We start from the raw sequence: 16,548 nt of genomic DNA on the forward strand, positions 1-16,548 counted from the left end.
CATCCGGGCCAGGATGATGAAGTAGCTCCATCAGTCCACACAGAGACGAGGAGATACGGATATGGACAGCGGTCATCTTGCTGGCACCCGAAACGCGGAGTCCCCGATCCACGGCCATTGGCAGGTCAATGCAGCGGCCGCCGATCGCCGCCTGATCGAACCGCTGACCGATCGCGAGCGGCATTTCCTCGACTGTCTGGCGCATGGCTCGTCGAACAAGGAAATCGCCCGCAAGCTGTGCGTCTCCGAGAACACGGTGAAATTTCACCTCAAGAACGTGTACTCGAAGTTCGCGGTGAAAACACGCATGCAGGCCGTCAGCGCGGCGCTGGAGCTGGGCATGCTGAAGTCGGACGACATCCGCGGCTTCGGTCCTGAAGGGCTGCCGTCGTGAAGAAGCGCTGGCTGGCCAGTTATCCGCCGGGCATGCCGGAGAGCATCGCGACACCGCGCCATCACAGCCTCGGCGAGCTGATGACGGAAGCCTGCGTCACGCACGCCGACCGCATCGCCCTGGTCGGCGGCGCGCATACCCTGAGCTATGCGCAGCTCGATCGTCTCAGCGAACGGTTGGCGGCCTTCCTCGCGGTGGACCTCAGCCTCGCCGCCGGCGAGCGCGTCGCGCTGATGATGCCGAACCTGCTCGCCTACCCGATCGGCATCGGTGGCGTGCTGCGGGCCGGCTGCGTGATCGTCAACGTCAATCCGCTGTACACGCCGCGCGAACTCAAGCACCAGCTGCGCGACTCCGGGGCGCGCGCGATCATCGTCGCGGAGCCCTTCCTGGCGACGGTCAATGCGGTGCTTGCCGATACCGCAGTCGATACCGTCATCAGCGTGCCGATGGAAGGCCTGCCGCAGATCGGGCGCGACAGCTACGACCACAGCGGTGCGACGACGCTGAACACCGCGCTGTCGACCCAGAGCCTGCTGCCTGCGCGAAAGCAGCGTCACAGCGACACCGCCATCCTGCAATACACCGGCGGCACGACCGGCCCCTCCAAGGGCGCTGAACTGACGCACGGCAACATGCTGTCGAACATCGAACAGTTCACGACCTGGCTCGGCAACGCGGCGCAACCGGGACGCGAGGTGGTCATCACCGCGTTGCCGATCTATCACATCTTCGCGTTGATGGTGAACCTGCTCAGCTTCATCCGCCTGGGCGGCAGGAACGTGCTGATCGCCAACGCGCGCGATCTGCCGGCGATGGTGCAGACCCTGCGCCAGGAAGGCTTCAGCATGATCACCGGCGTCAACACGCTGTTCAACGGCCTGCTCAGCACGCCGGGCTTCGCCGATCTGGATTTCGGTCAACTGCGCCTGGCGATGGGTGGCGGCGCCGCGGTGCAGCCGGCGGTTGCAAGACGCTGGGCGGAAGTCACCGGTAAAAAACTGGTCGAAGGCTATGGCCTGTCGGAGACCTCGCCGGTGCTGACGGTGAATCGCATCGACGTCGACGAGTTCCGCCCCGGCATCGGCCTGCCGCTGCCGTCGACCGAGATTTCGATCCGCGACGACAACGGCCGCGAAGTCGCATCCGGCGAAGCCGGCGAACTCTGCGCACGCGGTCCGCAGGTCATGCGCGGTTACTGGAACAAGCCGGAAGAAAATCTGCAGGCCTTCACGACCGACGGCTTTTTCCGCACCGGCGACATGGCGATGCAGGACGACGACGGCTACTTCCACATCGTCGATCGCAAGAAGGACATGGTGCTGGTGTCGGGCTTCAACGTTTATCCGAACGAGATCGAAGCCGTGTGCGCCGAGCATCCGGACGTCCTCGAATCGGCCTGCATCGGCGTCCCGGACGAAAAAAGCGGCGAAGCGGTGAAGGTATTCGTCGTCAAGCGCAATGCGGCGCTGACCGAACAGGGGCTGATGGAACATTGTCGGCAGAACCTCACGGCCTACAAGGTTCCACGCCATATCGAGTTCCTGTCTGAACTGCCGAAGTCTCCGGTCGGCAAGATTCTCCGTCGCGAATTGCGCAGCTAGCTCGCGGAGCAAGCCATGAAGTACGACTACGACTACCTGATCGTCGGATCAGGTTTCGGCGGGAGCGTGTCCGCTTTCCGCCTCAGCGAGAAGGGCTACAAGGTTGCTGTCGTCGAGCAGGGCCGGCGCTGGACGCCGGACAATCTGCCGGCGACGAACTGGAAGTTCTGGGACTACCTGTGGCAGCCGCTGCTCGGCTTGCGCGGCTTTCTGAGCCTGCGCCTGTTCCGCCACGTGATGATCTTGCACGGTAACGCAGTCGGCGGCGGCTCGATCACCTATGCGCAGACCTTGCTGGTGCCGCCGAAGTCGGTCTGGCACGACGGCAGTTGGACCGGCCTCGACGATTGGGATGCCCGCATGCCGGCGCACTACGAGACGGCCAAGCGCATGCTCGGCGTCACGCAGAACCGCCGGCCGGGCCCGGCCGATGCGCGCCTGAAACAGATGGCCGAAGCCGTCGGCGTGGCGGACAGCTTCTACTACACCGACGTCGGCGTGTTCTTCGGCAAGGACGGCGACAAGCCCGGCACGGCTTATCCGGACCCCTATTTCGACGGCGAAGGTCCGGCGCGCAAATCCTGCATGGCCTGCGGCGGCTGCATGGTCGGCTGCCGGCACGGCGCGAAGAACTCGCTCGACCAGAATTATCTGTATCTCGCCGAGAAGCGCGGCGCCGAAGTTCGCGCGCAGACGCGCGTCGTCGATGTACGTCCGCTCAATGGACGCAGCGATGGCGCCGATGGCTACGAAATCTTCACCGAGCCGACGTTCGCGCGCCTATTGCGGCAGCGCACGCGGATCACCGCGCGCAACGTGATCTTCGCCGCCTCTTCGCTCGGTACACAGGAACTGCTGTTCCGCCTGAAGACTGGCGGTTCGCTGCCGAACATCTCCGATGAACTCGGCAAGCGCGTGCGCACCAATGCCGAATCGATCCTTGGCGTGCGCTATCCGGGCTCGACCGCCGACATGTCCAAGGGCATCGCGATCGGCTCGGGCATCTACATCGACGAGCACACGCACATCGAGGCGGTGCGCTATCCGCAGGGCTCGAACCTGATGAAGGGCCTGTTCACCGTGCTGACCGGCGGCCGTCCCGGTCCGTCGCGCATCGCCAGCTGGCTGCTGGCGATCCTCAAGCTGTTCGTCACGCGGCCGCTGGCGACGATCCGCAATGCGCTGCCCTATCGCTGGTCCAGCGAGACGGTGATCTTCCTGGTCATGCAGACGCTCGAAGGCCATCTCAACATGCGCTGGACGCGGCCCTGGTACTGGCCGTTCGGCAAGACGCTGACGACGCATGGCGAGCGCATTCCAACCTTCATTCCGGAGGCCAATGCCTTCACCGAAAAGGCCGCCAAAGCCACCGGCGGCATCGGCCTGAGCACGATCACCGAGATCCTCTTCAACGTGCCGATGACCGCGCATTGCATGGGCGGCTGCGCAATGGGCGCATCGGCCGACCATGGCGTCATCGATGCGCAGAACCGTGTCTTCAACTATCAAAACCTCTACGTCGTCGACGGCTCGATGCTCGCCGCCAATCTCGGCGTCAACCCGAGCCTGACCATCACCGCGCTCGCAGAACGCGCGATGTCCTTCATCCCCGCGGCGGATTCATGCCGCGCCCCGATACCCCCATCGGAGTTCCCGTATGAGCAAGAAGTCCCCGAGTGCAAGCGCCAAGAAGACGGCGGTGAAAAAGGCCGTGCGCAAACCGAGCACCGGCAAATCCGCCAGACCCAAGCCGGCGCCCGCCGCCGCCATTGCCGCAGCCGGCGAAGACATCGCCGCCAAGGCGGTGCGCGGCGCGCTTGGCGATCTGGCCAAGTCCGGCTGGACCCTGCGCGGCGCCGATCCGGCCTACATGAAGAAGATCAAGAAGGCGGTCGACTTTGCGCTCGACAAGTATTTCCGCGTCGACAATCGCGGCTGGGAGCGTCTGCCCGAGGGACCCTGCCTGGTCATCGGCATCCACTCGGGCACCTGGTTGACGATGGATGCCTGGTCCTTGGTCTTCTCTTGGTGGCGCCAGTTCGGCGAGACGCGCCTGCTGCACGGCACCGCGCACGACGCCCTGATGGCGATGCCCGGCCTCGGCCCCTTCTTCAAGAAGGTCGGCGTGATCCCGGCCTCGCGCGAAACGGTGACTGCGGCACTGGCGGCCGGCAACAGCGTCGTCGTCTGGCCGGGTGGCGAACTCGATGCGATGCGTAGCTGGAGGAAGCGCCACGAAGTCCATTTCGGCGGACGCCGCGGCTTCGTCAAGCAAGCCATCCTGTCCGGCGTACCGATCGTGCCGGTCGCGACGGTCGGCGGCACTGAGACCGTATTCGTGCTGTCGGAAGGCCGCTGGCTCGCCAAGGTGCTCGGCTTCAAGCGCTTCCTGCGCGCGGACACTGTGCCGATCGTCGCTGGCTTCCCGTTCGGCATCTGGCCCGAAGTACTGCCGACGCATGTGCCGCTGCCTTCCAAGATCACCAACGAGTTTCTTGAGCCCATCCACGTCGACAGGAATCCGGCACGCGCCAAGGACGACGCCTACGTCAACGAGATTTACGAACTCGTGCAACAACGCATCACCGAAGGTGTCGCCAGGCTGGCTGGCCAGAGACGGCTACCGATCATCGGCTGAACATGCAGACCACCGCCCCTTCCGCCGCGCAACGTCTGTCGATACTGGACGCCAGCTTCCTGAGCATGGAAACCCGCGATACGCCGATGCATGTCGGCGCATTGCAGATTTTCTCGCTGCCGAAGAAGGCGCCGGCAGACTTCGTCAAGTCGATCGTCCAGCGCTATCGCACACCCGGCGCTCTGGCCGCACCGTGGAACCTGAAGCTGGCGGCAGTTCCGCTGGCCCGCCTGCTGCCGGCAATGCAGGAGGCGGACGACGTCGACTTTCACTATCACGTTCGACACTCTGCACTGCCAGATCCGGGCGGTGAACGCGAGCTGGGCGAGCTGATCTCGCACCTGCACAGCCAGCCGCTTGATCGCACGCGACCGCTATGGACCTGTCACATCATCGAGGGTCTGCACGACAATCAGTTTGCGATCTACATCAAGATCCACCACGCACTGACCGATGGGGTAAAGGGGGCACGGATGATCTGCGCCTGCCTCGGCGAGAAGGCCAGCGCCATGCTGGCACCCCCGTGGGAGCGGCGCGAAAGCGCAGCGAAGCCGGCACCAGAGAGCGAGCAGGAAAAGGCTCGTTCCAGGCCACTGAGCTGGGCCAAGGACATGCCACGTGCGTTCAAGCCATTGTTCGTGCGTAAATCCGGCGCGACTGCGGTGACTCGCCCGTTTGAAGCGCCCTACTCCGTGCTGCTCAATGGCCGGGTCACTGGTGCCCGGCGCATCGCGACCCAGCAACTGGAACTCGCTGACGTCAAGCGCGTCGCGAAGCTTGCAGGCGTGTCGGTCAACGACGTGTTTCTCGCGGTCTGCAGTGCGGCGCTACGACGCCACCTGCTCGCCAACGATGCCTTGCCCGAAACCAGTCTCACCGCCGGCGTACCGATGAACATGCGCAGCACAGGCGATCATGGCGGCAACGCCGTTGGCTTCCTGTGGGCGGCTTTGGGCACCGAAATCGCCGATCCGCGCGAGCGGATCAGAGGCATCCGCGCATCGATGGCCGCCTGGAAGGAACACTTGAACTCGCTGCCGCCGGCTGCGCGCCTTCCATTCGCCACCCTTGCCTTCGTGCCTGCCGTTGCCGTTCTCGTCTCCGGACTCGGCGCCAGCATCAAGCCGCCGATGAACGTTGTGATCTCCAATGTGCCAGGGCCGGACCGACCACTCTACCTGGGGAAAGCCCGGATGGAGGCGCTGTATCCGATCTCAATTCCGATCCAGGGCCTCGCGCTCAACATCACTTGCGTCAGTTACGCCGGCAAGCTCAATGTCGGCTTCACCGGCAGCCGCGATCGTCTGCCGAGCCTGCAACGCATCGCGGTTTACGCCAGTGAAGCGCTCACTGAGCTGGAGCAGGTTTTCGCCCATCCACCATAAACACTAAGATTCCGGCTCCGCGGGGGATCGGTCGAGCGATGACAGCGATGCGCAAGCGTGCAGCCAGCCTCATTGAAGCCAAGCTCTATCCGGGCATTGGCACAGGGCAGCCCCTGCGCCGCGCGCAACTCGACCCTCCGCCGGCACTCGCCGATGGCAGTGCTGGCGTGGCACTAATCTGCGCCCCCGCTGGCTACGGAAAGTCCGTGGTGATGGCGCGCTGGCACGAGGCCTTGATGGCCGACGGCGTCCATTGCGCCTGGCTGTCGCTCGACCCCGACGACAACGACACCGCACGTTTCCTGCGTTACCTCGTCGCGGCCTTCCAGAACATCCATGGCGATATCGGCCACGACGTGCTGGCGCAGCTGACCGGCTCACGCGACAGCATCATGCCTCTGCTCGAATCGCTGGCCGCCGATCTGGGTCGTGTCGCCAGTCGCGCCATCCTGTTTATCGACGATCTGCATTTCGTCGAGCAGCCGGAGGTGCTCGAAGTCCTGCACTGGCTGATCAACTACTCGCCGCGCCAGCTGCAGTACGTACTCGGCAGCCGTCTGGCGCCGAAGCTGCAGCTCGGTGGTCTGCGTGTGCGGCGCCGGCTGCTGGAGCTCGGCGTTCGCGATCTCGAATTCAGCGCCGAGGAAGCCCATCAGTTCTTCGAGATCCGCCTCGGCGAGGCGCTGTCGGCCGACGACATCCGGCAGCTGATGGAGAAAACCGAGGGCTGGCCTGCCGCGCTCGAACTGGTCGCCGCCGCGCTGCAGACGCCGACCCGGCGCAGCGCACTGATCGAACAGCTGACCGGCACCGACGTCAGCGTCGTCGACTACCTCGGCGAAGTCGTGCTGGCCGGGCTCGACGAGGAGCTGCGCAGCTTCGTCGAGCGCATCGCGCAGTTCGATCGCGTCAATGCCGCGCTCGCGGCGCGCGTCAGCAACGCACCCGATGCGGCGCGGCTGCTCGCGGAACTGCAGGCGCGCAACCTGTTCCTGATTCCGCTCGACCGCCACGGCGAGTGGTTCCGCTTCCATCATCTGGTCGGGCATTTCTTCCGCGAGCACGCGCGTCGCACCGCGCCGTCGGAGAGCCAGTCGACCCTGATTGCCGGCGCTCACTGGTTGTTCGAGCACGGCTACGTCGAAGAAGCCATCAATGGCGCGCTGCGCGCAAAAGCCTGGGCGCTGGCTGCGGACTGGGTCGCCGCTACGGTCGAGGAAATGATCCACCGGCGCGGTTACCACCAGACGCTGATGCACTGGATGCAGGAATTGCCGGAAGAATGGGTCGACCAGTTTCCGACGATCCGCATCAACTACGCATTCACGCTGGCCTTCGATCCGCGCCAGCGCGAAGTCGAGGCGCAGCTGCACCGGCTCGGCAAGATCGTCGAGCGTCTCGAGAAGGCGAAGCGGCCGGACCTGCAGGCGATTGCCGGCATTCGTTGCGCGATGGAACTGCAGGTCGCGATCTCACATGCGCTGCGCGACGAAGGCATGGTCGCGCGCGAACGCGCGCAGGCCTGGGTCGAACACTGGCCCGACGCGCCCGCGGTGCAGAAGGGGCATATCGCCAACGCGCTCGCCTTCGGCCACAAGACCGCCAGCGATCTGGCGACCGGCCTCGCCGTCGCCGCGCAAGGCCGGCAATGGCACGAGCAGGCCGAGGGTTACTACGGACTCGCCTGGAACGTCTTCGTCGAAGCGATGCTGAACCTGAAACGCGGCGACTACCGCGAAGCGCGCCAGGTCTGCCAGTCCGGTCTCGACATGATCGAGCGTCAGCTCAACGGCCATCGCGGCCATACCAGCCTCTTGCATACGGCGCTCGCGGCGGTGGCCTATGAATTCGACGAACCGGATCAAGCGCAGGCGCATATCGAGCAGGCCATGCACAGCGTCCAGGATTACGGACCGGCCGACGCCGTGATCCTCGCCTACCTGACGCGTGCGCGCCTGCAGATGCTGCAGCACGATGCAAGCTCGGCCTACGCCATCCTGCAAGAAGGCCAGACGCTCGGCCGCCGCCGCGAACTGCCGCGCGTCGTCGTCACGCTGGCAACCGAAGAATGCACCTGGCTCGGCCGTCAGGGACGCTATGACGAAGCGCGCGAGGTTGCGCACCGTTGCGGCATCCTCGGCGAAACCGGCGGCAACATGTCCGGCCTGATTGCCGACAAGGCCTCACGCATCGCCGTGCGCATCGGCCTGCGCGACAGTCCCGAACAGGCCTTGCAGGCGCTGACGCCGGCGATCGAACACAGCGCGTCGCTTGGCCTGCATCATCGCTGGGCGGAGCTGCTCGGGCTCAAGGCGGTGGCGCACAAACTCAACGGCGATCTCGCCCAGGCGCTGGCCTGTCTCAATGAAGCGCTGCTGATCGCGGCACCGCGCCAGTATCTGCGCACCTACCTCGACGAAGGCGAAGCGCTGGGGCCTCTGTTCGAACAGATGGTCGCCGCGGCGGACCGATTCAGCGAGGCCGCGCCGTTCGCACGCCGCCTGCATCGCGCGCATCAGAAGCGGGCACAGACCGCGACTGCGGATGCAGCGCAGGGAAGCCCGGCGGCGGAAACATTCGGTGAACTGACGCGGCGCGAGATCAGCCTGCTCAAGCATCTGGAGTCGGGAATGAGCAATCGCGAGATCGCCGAGTCGATCTTCATCTCCGAAGGCACCCTGCGCTGGCACCTGCACAACATCTACGGCAAGTTGGGCACCAAGAATCGCTCCGGAGCGCTGGTCAAGGCGCGGGCGCTGAAATTGCTCTGAGACGAAAGCCAGCGCCGGATGCCGTCCACAAAAAAACCCGTCACGAAGACGGGCTTTTTTGTGAACCTTGTCGCTGAACGGCGTTGCGTACCGTGTCAGTGTCCAGAATCGCGATGGTGGAGCGAAAGGGGATCGAACCCTCGACCTCTGCATTGCGAACGCAGCGCTCTCCCAGCTGAGCTACCGCCCCACGCGAGGAAGCGTATTCTACGCAAAGGCCTAAAAAACGCCAGCGGCGCGCTACCCGGCAGCCGACAAGACTTGAGGATTCCCCCATGCAAGCACTTCATATCCCGATGCCGGTTCGCCGCCATGCCGCAAGCGCCTTCGCTGCCGGGCTGGCGCTGCTGCTGGCAGCCCCGCAGGCCTTCGCCGTCCGCTATCAGCAGGCGCCGCTGTATGTACCCGGGGAAGTGCTGGTGCAATATCGCTCCGGCGCCGAAGCCGCGCAGGCAAAGAGCAGGCAGCTCAGCCTGGGCCTCGCCAAGAAGCGCGACCTGCGCGACGGCCGCACGCAGTTGCTCAAGCTGCCGGCGATCAGCGACATGCGCTCGATGCTTGCCTTGCTGCAGGCCGATCCGACAGTCGCTTTTGCCGAACCCAATTACCTCCGCCACACCCGTGCGCGGCGCAATCCGAACGACCCGCTCTTCCCCGTCCAGTGGGGTCTGCGCAGCACCGGCCAGCCCAACTTCGTCGAGACCGAGCCGGGGCAGCCGGGCTTCGGCAGCATCCCCGGCGCGGACATGAACATGCTCGCCGCCTGGGACGCCGATGACAACGGGACCTTCGAGCGCGTCGGCAACCGCAATGTGATTGTCGCCATCATCGACGACGCGTTCGACCTGACCCACCCGGATCTGGCCGCAAACTTCGTCCAGGGCCGCGATCTGGTCAACGACGATAACGATCCCAGCTACGACGACGACAAGCTGGACCACGGCACCCTCGTCGCGGGCAGCCTGGGCGCCGTCGGCGACAACGGCATCGGCATTGCCGGCATCGTCTGGAACGCGAGCATGATGCCGCTGCGCATCGGCGACATCAACAGCGACGGTGACGCCGAGCTCAGCAGCGCCGCGATTCTCGACGCCTACGACTACGCGCTGGAAAACGGCGCGCAGATCGTCAACGCGAGCTACGGCGGCCCGAGCTTCCTGAACTCCGAACTGCAGGCACTCACCCGCTTGCGCGACGCCGGCATCCTGTTCGTCACCTCGGCCGGCAACTTCAATTCCAATCTCGACTATTCCGTCGCTGCCTATCCGGCGAACTACGACTTGTCGAACATCGTCTCCGTCGCGGCGACCAATCGTCAGGACAATATCGCCAGCTTCAGCCAATACGGTCCATTGAGCACCGATGTCGCGGCACCAGGCCTGCAGATCGTCACGACCGCCATTGACGGCGAGTACGTGACCGGAGAAACCTGCAACGAGGAAAACGGCAGCTGCGGCGTCAATGGCACCTCATTCTCCGCGCCCCACGTTGCCGGCATTGCCGCGCTGCTCAAGGCGGCATATCCGAATGCCGACTACCGCGAACTCAAGGCTCGCCTGATCGAAGGCGCCGAACCCGGCGCGGCGGACGGCGACGCCGAGAACCTCAGCGCCGGTGGCCGCGTCGATGCCGCGAACAGCCTGGCGCTGACGCCGCGGCCGTCGCTGGTCATCAACAAGTTGCGCCTGCTCGATGATGGCAACGAGCGTCTGGACCCGGGCGAGACGCTGGAGATCGAAGTCACCCTCGAAAATCTCTGGCTCGCCGCGACCAATGTCGAGGCCGAGCTGATCGCGCCGTCGATCATCGACATCGTCGATGGCAGCGCCGAGATCACCAGCATCGCGAAGGGCGGCACGGCAACCGTACGTTTCACGATCCAGGTCGGCAACCCAGCAACGGCTTATAGCGATCTGCCCTTCGCAGTACGCCTGACGGCGGATGGCGGCTACCTGGCACGCCGGCCGTTCCAGCTCGAACTGGCGCAGCTGGAGCTCAACAGCAGCGTCGACGAAACCCTGTCGACCGGCCTGCACGACGAGTTCCACACCTACCACGTCAATATCGACAGCCCGCCGCGGCGCGGCGAGCGCCTGGTCATCCGCACCGATGCGGCTGATGAGGAAGGCGTCGATATCGATCTACTCGTCAAATATGCGCGCCCTGCCGAATACGACATCGATCTGGGCGCCAATCCGGACGATGCTCCGACCTTCTACGTCGACGAGGACGCCCTGGTCAGCGCCGACGAAGGCGGCGACGAGTTCATCAGCATCGACAACCCGAAGGTCGGCACTTACTACATCACCGTCGTCAATTTCGGCCTGACCGAGTCGCTGGAGTATTCGGTGTCGGCCGATCTTGAAGAGGGCGGCAGTGGCGACGGTGGTGGTGGCGGGCCGTTCAGTCCGCTCAGCGCCGCCGGTTTGCTGGCCGCCGCGCTGTGGCGCCGGCGTCGTCAGTGACTCCGGCTGCGCAGAAGTCCGGAACGAGACCTGAAACTGGCATGCACAAGATTGTTTTTGAAGGTTTTGTTGAAAGCCCTTCCCGTCTTCGAAAAAGCCTGATAAAAACGCGCGCGAAAGGGTGGCGTTGTTCTTAGTCACTCGCCCAGGAAGCAGAGCCAATGCCGCGCAAACCGAAGAAGCCGCAGCCGCAAGCAGAAGCCCCCAAGGCCTTCGACGAGTTCGTCGATGACGCCGAAGCCGTAGAGGACGACACCTTCAACGTCGATGAGGCGGTGGCCGCCGCCGACGACAAATCGCGCGACTGGCGCGACGTCGAGAAGTACAAGGAAGAGCGTTTGCTGCGTCGTCTGGTCGACGACGATCTGGACGTCGATCTCTAGGATCGGATTTCCAGTCTGGATTCATCAAGACGGCGCCCCAGAGGCGCCGTCTTTACGCTTCAGGCTTGCGCTGAAGCGCCGCCGTCCACCGGCTTGCCGTCGACACCGGTCCAGATCAGGCGATCGCTGCCGCGTTCGAAATCGACATTGCCGAGGCGCGCAATCGCGCCCTGCAGATCGCTGGAAGAATCGATCGGCGTCGCACGGCCTTCGACCAGATCGGTCGCGAACGCGGTAGCGCGCACGCGCAGGTAACGATCTTCCATGTAGTGGCCGAGCATGACCGCGTTCTGCGTCGGGTAGTAGCCACGCACGCGGACCCAGTGCTTGACCCCGGCGGCGGCGTCCATGACCGTGAACCAGCCGCCCGGCACCAGCAGGATGGACAGCAGCCCCTGCAGCTCCTGCGCCGGCGAAAGCACCGACCGGACTTCTGCCGCCGGCACCGACGGCGCCGGAGACTCGCCCGCCGCGGCAGCAACACCTGCAGGTTCTGCTTCGACGAACGGCGCTTCGGCCTGCTCCAGATAGGCCTGCAGCAGTCCGGAAATCACTTCCTCGAGGCGCTCGTCGGAGAAACCGATACCGGCCAGGCGCCGCGAAATCGATGCGACGATCTCGGCTTCCTCGGCGGCACGCACATCGGCCGAGCCGGCGCGCCGCTGCAGGCTGGCGAGTACGCGATCGACCAGCTCCATCGTCTGGTTCCACGACGCGCCTTCAATGCCGCTGCGGATGTAGTCCAGGCACAGCAACGGACCGAAGCCGGACAGCATCAGGCGCATGATGCCCTGCGCCATCGGCCGCTCGCCGATGCGGCGGCGCAGCTCATGCGAGACGATGCGGCGCACGCGCTCGATGCGCGAACGGTTCTTGCGCTGCTGCTGATTCTGCTGCTCGAGCAGGAAGTCGTCGGCGGTGCGCTCGTCGACGGTCGGCGGGCGCGCCGCCTTGAGCTTGGCCGGATCGAGATGGAAGGCCTGGGCCGCCGCATCGACGAGGCCCTGAACCTCGTTGAGCATCTGCGGCGGCGGCGCATCGGTGCTGCCGAACTGCAGCAGCATCTCGAACAGATCGTTGATCGTGCGTCGCGCCGGATGCTGCGGATCGGCGAAGAAGCGCTTGTCGGCGAGCGCGGCCTTGGTTGCCGGCACCTGCAGCCGCGCAAGCATCGGCTTGAGATCGTCCGAGAGGCGCGCGTCGCGGTAATAGCCGTCGAACATCCGCGCCACGAGGGCAACGTTCTCCGGCGGAATCCAGTCCTGGCGCTGCGGCATGCGCCCCTGCGCGTAGTCGCCGAGGATGTGCGCGATCTCGTGCGCAATCTGCTCGTCGGCCTGCTGAGTGCTGTACATGCCGGCCGGCGCGCCAGCGCCCGGCTGCATCGGCTGCCCATGCGCCGGCGCCCAGGACATCGGCCTGCCAGCAGCCCAGGCGGGCATTTCGTAGTTGCCGCCGGCGGCGGCTCCGGCAGGCGCGTAGCCGGCGGAGGATCCATAACCCTGCGGCGGCAGGAAAGCCTGCGTGCTGCGGCTATCGAGGCCCATCGCCCAAGACGGTACGCCGACCTGATGCGGGCCCTGCGGCATCGGCAACTTCTTGCCGGGCACCTGCGCCGCGGAAGCGGACGGTTCGATGCCGTGCACCGCCAGCAGCTGATTGGCGCCGACAAAGACTTCGGACAGCCGGCCGACCACGACACGGTCGAACAGCTTGTAGATCACCAGCTTGATCGGGAACTCGACCGACAGATCGCGCATCGAGTCCTGGAACGCGCGGATGATGCGTGTCGGCGACATCGACTCGGGCGACATGCCGCCTTCGCCGGCCAGATCGGCCAGCCGCGCGAGCCGCCGCTGCAGCTCGACCAGTTCATGCGCGTGCAGGCTTGCGGCCTTGGTCTGCATGTTGCTGACCGCGATGCGCTCCTCGAGCTCATCGCCGTCCTGCAGCGACCACTGCGACATGTCGTCGAGCTTGCTGAGTTCCGGATCGCCGGAGCCGTCCTCGCTGATGCCGCGCAGCGCCTGCTGCAGCGCATCTTCGAAGGCCTTGATGATCTTGCTGCGCTGGACGCGAACAATCCGCATCGTGTCCATGTACAGGCGCTGCTCGTCGCCGGCGCGCGCCTTCTCGGCCGAATCGAACAGGATGTCGTCGGCCTTGTCGAACATCTCGCGAAGCTTTTCGCCGAGCACCGAAACCGCCATCTGGTGCAGCGCGGTGACAATCGGATTGGCAGCCGATTTCGCGGCCGCGCCGATCCCGGCGGACTCGCTTTTCGCGCTGTGCAATGTGGCAGTGACTGACATTCCGAATGCTGTTCCGCTACTTGCCGACTCCCTCGATAAAGCCAGTTCGACTCTCGTCGCCCCCCGGCCCGACCGCCCGTCGTTCGATGTTACTACTCTTATTACGATGTATACCTAAATGCCTAATCCGACTCAAGTCACTAGACACTCATTCAGGTGAATTTCCTATCGGAAATTCCCTCAGCGGTGGAATGCCGCCGGTCCGACGGTCAGCCGCAGGCCCTTAGGCGGCCCGCCGCTGGCTCGGCGCATGGGCCTGGAGGAACTCCATCTGGTCGGCCAGGATGCGGCGGTTCGACAGAATCAGGTATTCCGCATGATTGGGGATGTAGGGCACCGCCAGCAGGCGCATGCCGGCTTCCTCAGGGGTACGGTCGTCCTTGCGCTGGTTGCAGCTCTTGCAGGCGGTGACGCAGTTCTTCCAGATTGAACGCCCGCCGCGTGACGCCGGCATGACATGGTCGCGCGTCAGCTGGCCCGCCGGCAGGCGGCGCCCGCAATACATGCACAGATGGCCGTCGCGCTCGAACAGCGTGCGGTTGGTGAGTACCGGGGCCATGCCCGGCAAGCGCCGCGAGCGGTCGGTGACGGCAATGATCGACCCGATGCGGATCTCGGACTGCCGGCCGGTCCGCGCATTGATGCCGCCGCGGATCAGAAAGCGCTGCTCACCGGCCTCCCAGCAGACCCGCTGCCGGGCGTACAGCACCACGGCGGCCTGCCAGGGAATCCATGACACCGGCCGACCGCCGGAATCGATCTTGAGGATGGTCGGAAAACTGTCCACGTCCAGTTCAACCTCCGCGTGTGCCCCAGCCCGCAGCTACTGGGCTGCTATATACCCGGACTGTATTACATCCTGACAACCGGAGTCATGACCGGCGATACACGCAGCTACGCCCTGTCCTGCACCGCTCAGTAGGCGTTGCGATCCCGCCAGACGATCAGCAGGGTGCGGAGGATGATGCGGATGTCGAACAGCGGCGACCAGCGGCGGATGTACTCGAGGTCGTACTGCACGCGCTGCTCCATGCGCTCGAGCTGCGCCGTCTCGCCGCGCAGGCCATTGACCTGGGCCCAGCCGGTCAGGCCCGGCTTGACCTTGTGGCGCAGCATGTAATGACGGACCTCGCGGCGATATTGCTCGTTGAGCAGCACCGGATGCGGCCGCGGCCCGACTAGGCTCATGTCGCCGCAGACGATGTTCCACAGCTGCGGCAGTTCATCCAGCGAAGTCCGCCGCAGGAAGGCGCCGGTGCGCGTGACCCGCGAGTCGCCCTTCTGCACCTGCACGACCTTGTCGTCGGCATCGTTGACCCGCATCGTCCTGAACTTGTAGACCTCGAACTGCTGCCCGTTGAGGCCGTAGCGCTTCTGCCGGAACAGGATCGGCCCCGGTGAATCGAGCCGCACCGCAATCGCGATCGCGATCAGCAGCGGCGACAGCAGCAGCAGCGCGATCAACGAGACGATGAAGTCGAACACCAGCTTGTAGAGCCCGTCGATGCCGAACATCGGCGTCTCGGCGACGCGCAGCACCTGCACCCCTTCGACTTCCGAAGGAATGGCGTTGGTGAGTTCGTACAGCGCGATGTCGGGCACCAGATAGATGGACGCCGTGGTGTCGCCGAGCTCGTCGATCAGCTCCATCGAGCGTCCAATGCCCTGATTCGAGAGCATCACGAAAACCACGTCGACCGCGTTTTCCATGATGTACGCCTTGGCGCTGGCGAGCGTCCCCAGCCGCTCCGCGATCGACGCGGCGGGCCCCAGCCTCACCTCGCTACGGTCGTCGAAGTATCCGAGCAACTGGTATTGCTCCGATTCGGTGAGGCTGTTTGCGAGCACCTGCGCGGAGTCGTTGGCGAACATGATCACGGCGCTGCGCCGCGCCAGCATGTGCGGCGCGAACCAGCGCGACACGTTGCGCAGGGTGAAATTGAAGATCAGCAGCGTCACCGGCGTGATCACCGCCCAGGCCGTGAACACGACGCGCGAGAAGGAACTGGACGTCTTCGAGACATAAGCGACCACCAGCAGCAGCGCGATCTCGATCACCCAGGCAGACAGGACCTGCGTGCCCACCGAGCCGCGCCGGCCCATGCGCCAGGGAGCCAGCAGATCGAAGCGGCGCAACAACAGGAACGAGAACATCGCGCCGAGGATCGCGAGTGCCTGGTACTGCGCCGTGAACTCCAGGCCGTAAGCGAGCACGCACAGCTGCAGGACACCGGCAACAACGGTGGCGTAGATGGCGCCCTGGATGATTGAAGAGGTCGCCGACATCCGACCACTGCCGGTCGTCGCGCTGTTCAGTCCCATTCCTGATTCAAGTCTGGATACCCCCACTACCATCCCCATCTGTCACGCATGCGTCAGCGATTTTCGTTCTGGCTTGCCGCGGAGCCAGACCGTGCTGCGGCTTATTCTTAGATGGCCCAGCAAGCATCGGGCCATCGCTTACCTTCACTGTAATCGCTTGCCGACAGGCGGACAAGACGAATCCCTCTGGCGTTGTCGAGTGCGTCACTGTCGGTCTTGAAAGACTCTGGCGGCGTCGCCATTTGAGCGGTCAGATTCGCAAGATTCCCCGGAC

The 16,548-nt window shown here is 64.8% G+C and carries 10 protein-coding genes, 1 tRNA gene and 1 pseudogene; 8 read left to right on the forward strand and 4 right to left on the reverse strand.

Going from position 1 to position 16,548, the window contains the following annotated elements; genetic code table 11:
• Nucleotides 1–61: 61 nt before the first annotated feature.
• From AC3WUF_RS09885 to AC3WUF_RS09910, 6 genes and pseudogenes are all read left to right on the forward strand, one after another.
• Nucleotides 62–394, forward strand: a complete 333-nt coding sequence (locus tag AC3WUF_RS09885; protein WP_492424977.1) for a response regulator transcription factor — start codon at nt 62–64, stop codon at nt 392–394.
• Nucleotides 391–1,998, forward strand: a complete 1,608-nt coding sequence (locus AC3WUF_RS09890) for an AMP-binding protein (protein ID WP_492424979.1) — start codon at nt 391–393, stop codon at nt 1,996–1,998. The genes AC3WUF_RS09885 and AC3WUF_RS09890 overlap by 4 nt, the downstream gene beginning before the upstream one ends.
• Before the next feature lie 15 nt (nt 1,999–2,013).
• Nucleotides 2,014–3,615: pseudogene (choxAB, locus tag AC3WUF_RS09895) on the forward strand (cholesterol oxidase); the annotation flags it as partial.
• A gap of 253 nt (nt 3,616–3,868) precedes the next feature.
• A complete protein-coding gene (locus AC3WUF_RS09900) occupies nt 3,869–4,636 on the forward strand; it encodes a lysophospholipid acyltransferase family protein (protein ID WP_492424981.1) in 768 nt (255 codons plus the stop codon).
• Between the two features lie 2 nt (nt 4,637–4,638).
• Entirely contained in the window at nt 4,639–6,021 is a 1,383-nt protein-coding gene (locus AC3WUF_RS09905; RefSeq protein WP_492424983.1) for a WS/DGAT/MGAT family O-acyltransferase, read from the forward strand.
• Between the two features lie 47 nt (nt 6,022–6,068).
• Nucleotides 6,069–8,792: a winged helix-turn-helix domain-containing protein gene (locus AC3WUF_RS09910; RefSeq protein WP_492424985.1), complete on the forward strand. Its 2,724-nt coding sequence runs from the start codon at nt 6,069–6,071 to the stop codon at nt 8,790–8,792.
• Nucleotides 8,793–8,906: 114 nt separating this feature from the next.
• Here the strand turns inward: AC3WUF_RS09910 and AC3WUF_RS09915 are convergent.
• Nucleotides 8,907–8,982: transfer RNA gene (locus AC3WUF_RS09915), tRNA-Ala, on the reverse strand.
• 85 nt (nt 8,983–9,067) lie between these two features.
• Here AC3WUF_RS09915 and AC3WUF_RS09920 point away from each other — a divergent pair.
• Entirely contained in the window at nt 9,068–11,257 is a 2,190-nt protein-coding gene (locus AC3WUF_RS09920) for a S8 family serine peptidase (protein ID WP_492424987.1), read from the forward strand.
• Nucleotides 11,258–11,418: 161 nt separating this feature from the next.
• Nucleotides 11,419–11,640: a hypothetical protein gene (locus AC3WUF_RS09925; RefSeq protein ID WP_492424989.1), complete on the forward strand. Its 222-nt coding sequence runs from the start codon at nt 11,419–11,421 to the stop codon at nt 11,638–11,640.
• A gap of 59 nt (nt 11,641–11,699) precedes the next feature.
• Here the strand turns inward: AC3WUF_RS09925 and AC3WUF_RS09930 are convergent, their stop codons facing one another.
• From AC3WUF_RS09930 to AC3WUF_RS09940, 3 genes are all read right to left on the reverse strand, one after another.
• The gene (locus AC3WUF_RS09930) at nt 11,700–13,952 is read right to left on the reverse strand and encodes a DUF1631 family protein (protein WP_492424991.1); all 2,253 of its coding nucleotides are present in this window, start codon (nt 13,950–13,952) and stop codon (nt 11,700–11,702) included.
• 223 nt (nt 13,953–14,175) lie between these two features.
• Nucleotides 14,176–14,739, reverse strand: coding sequence for an HNH endonuclease (locus tag AC3WUF_RS09935; protein ID WP_492424993.1), 564 nt, complete (start codon nt 14,737–14,739; stop codon nt 14,176–14,178).
• 128 nt (nt 14,740–14,867) lie between these two features.
• Nucleotides 14,868–16,274, reverse strand: a complete 1,407-nt coding sequence (locus AC3WUF_RS09940; RefSeq protein WP_492424995.1) for an undecaprenyl-phosphate glucose phosphotransferase — start codon at nt 16,272–16,274, stop codon at nt 14,868–14,870.
• Nucleotides 16,275–16,548: the final 274 nt, after the last annotated feature.

The organism is Fontimonas sp. FW305-C-3 (assembly GCF_058783185.1).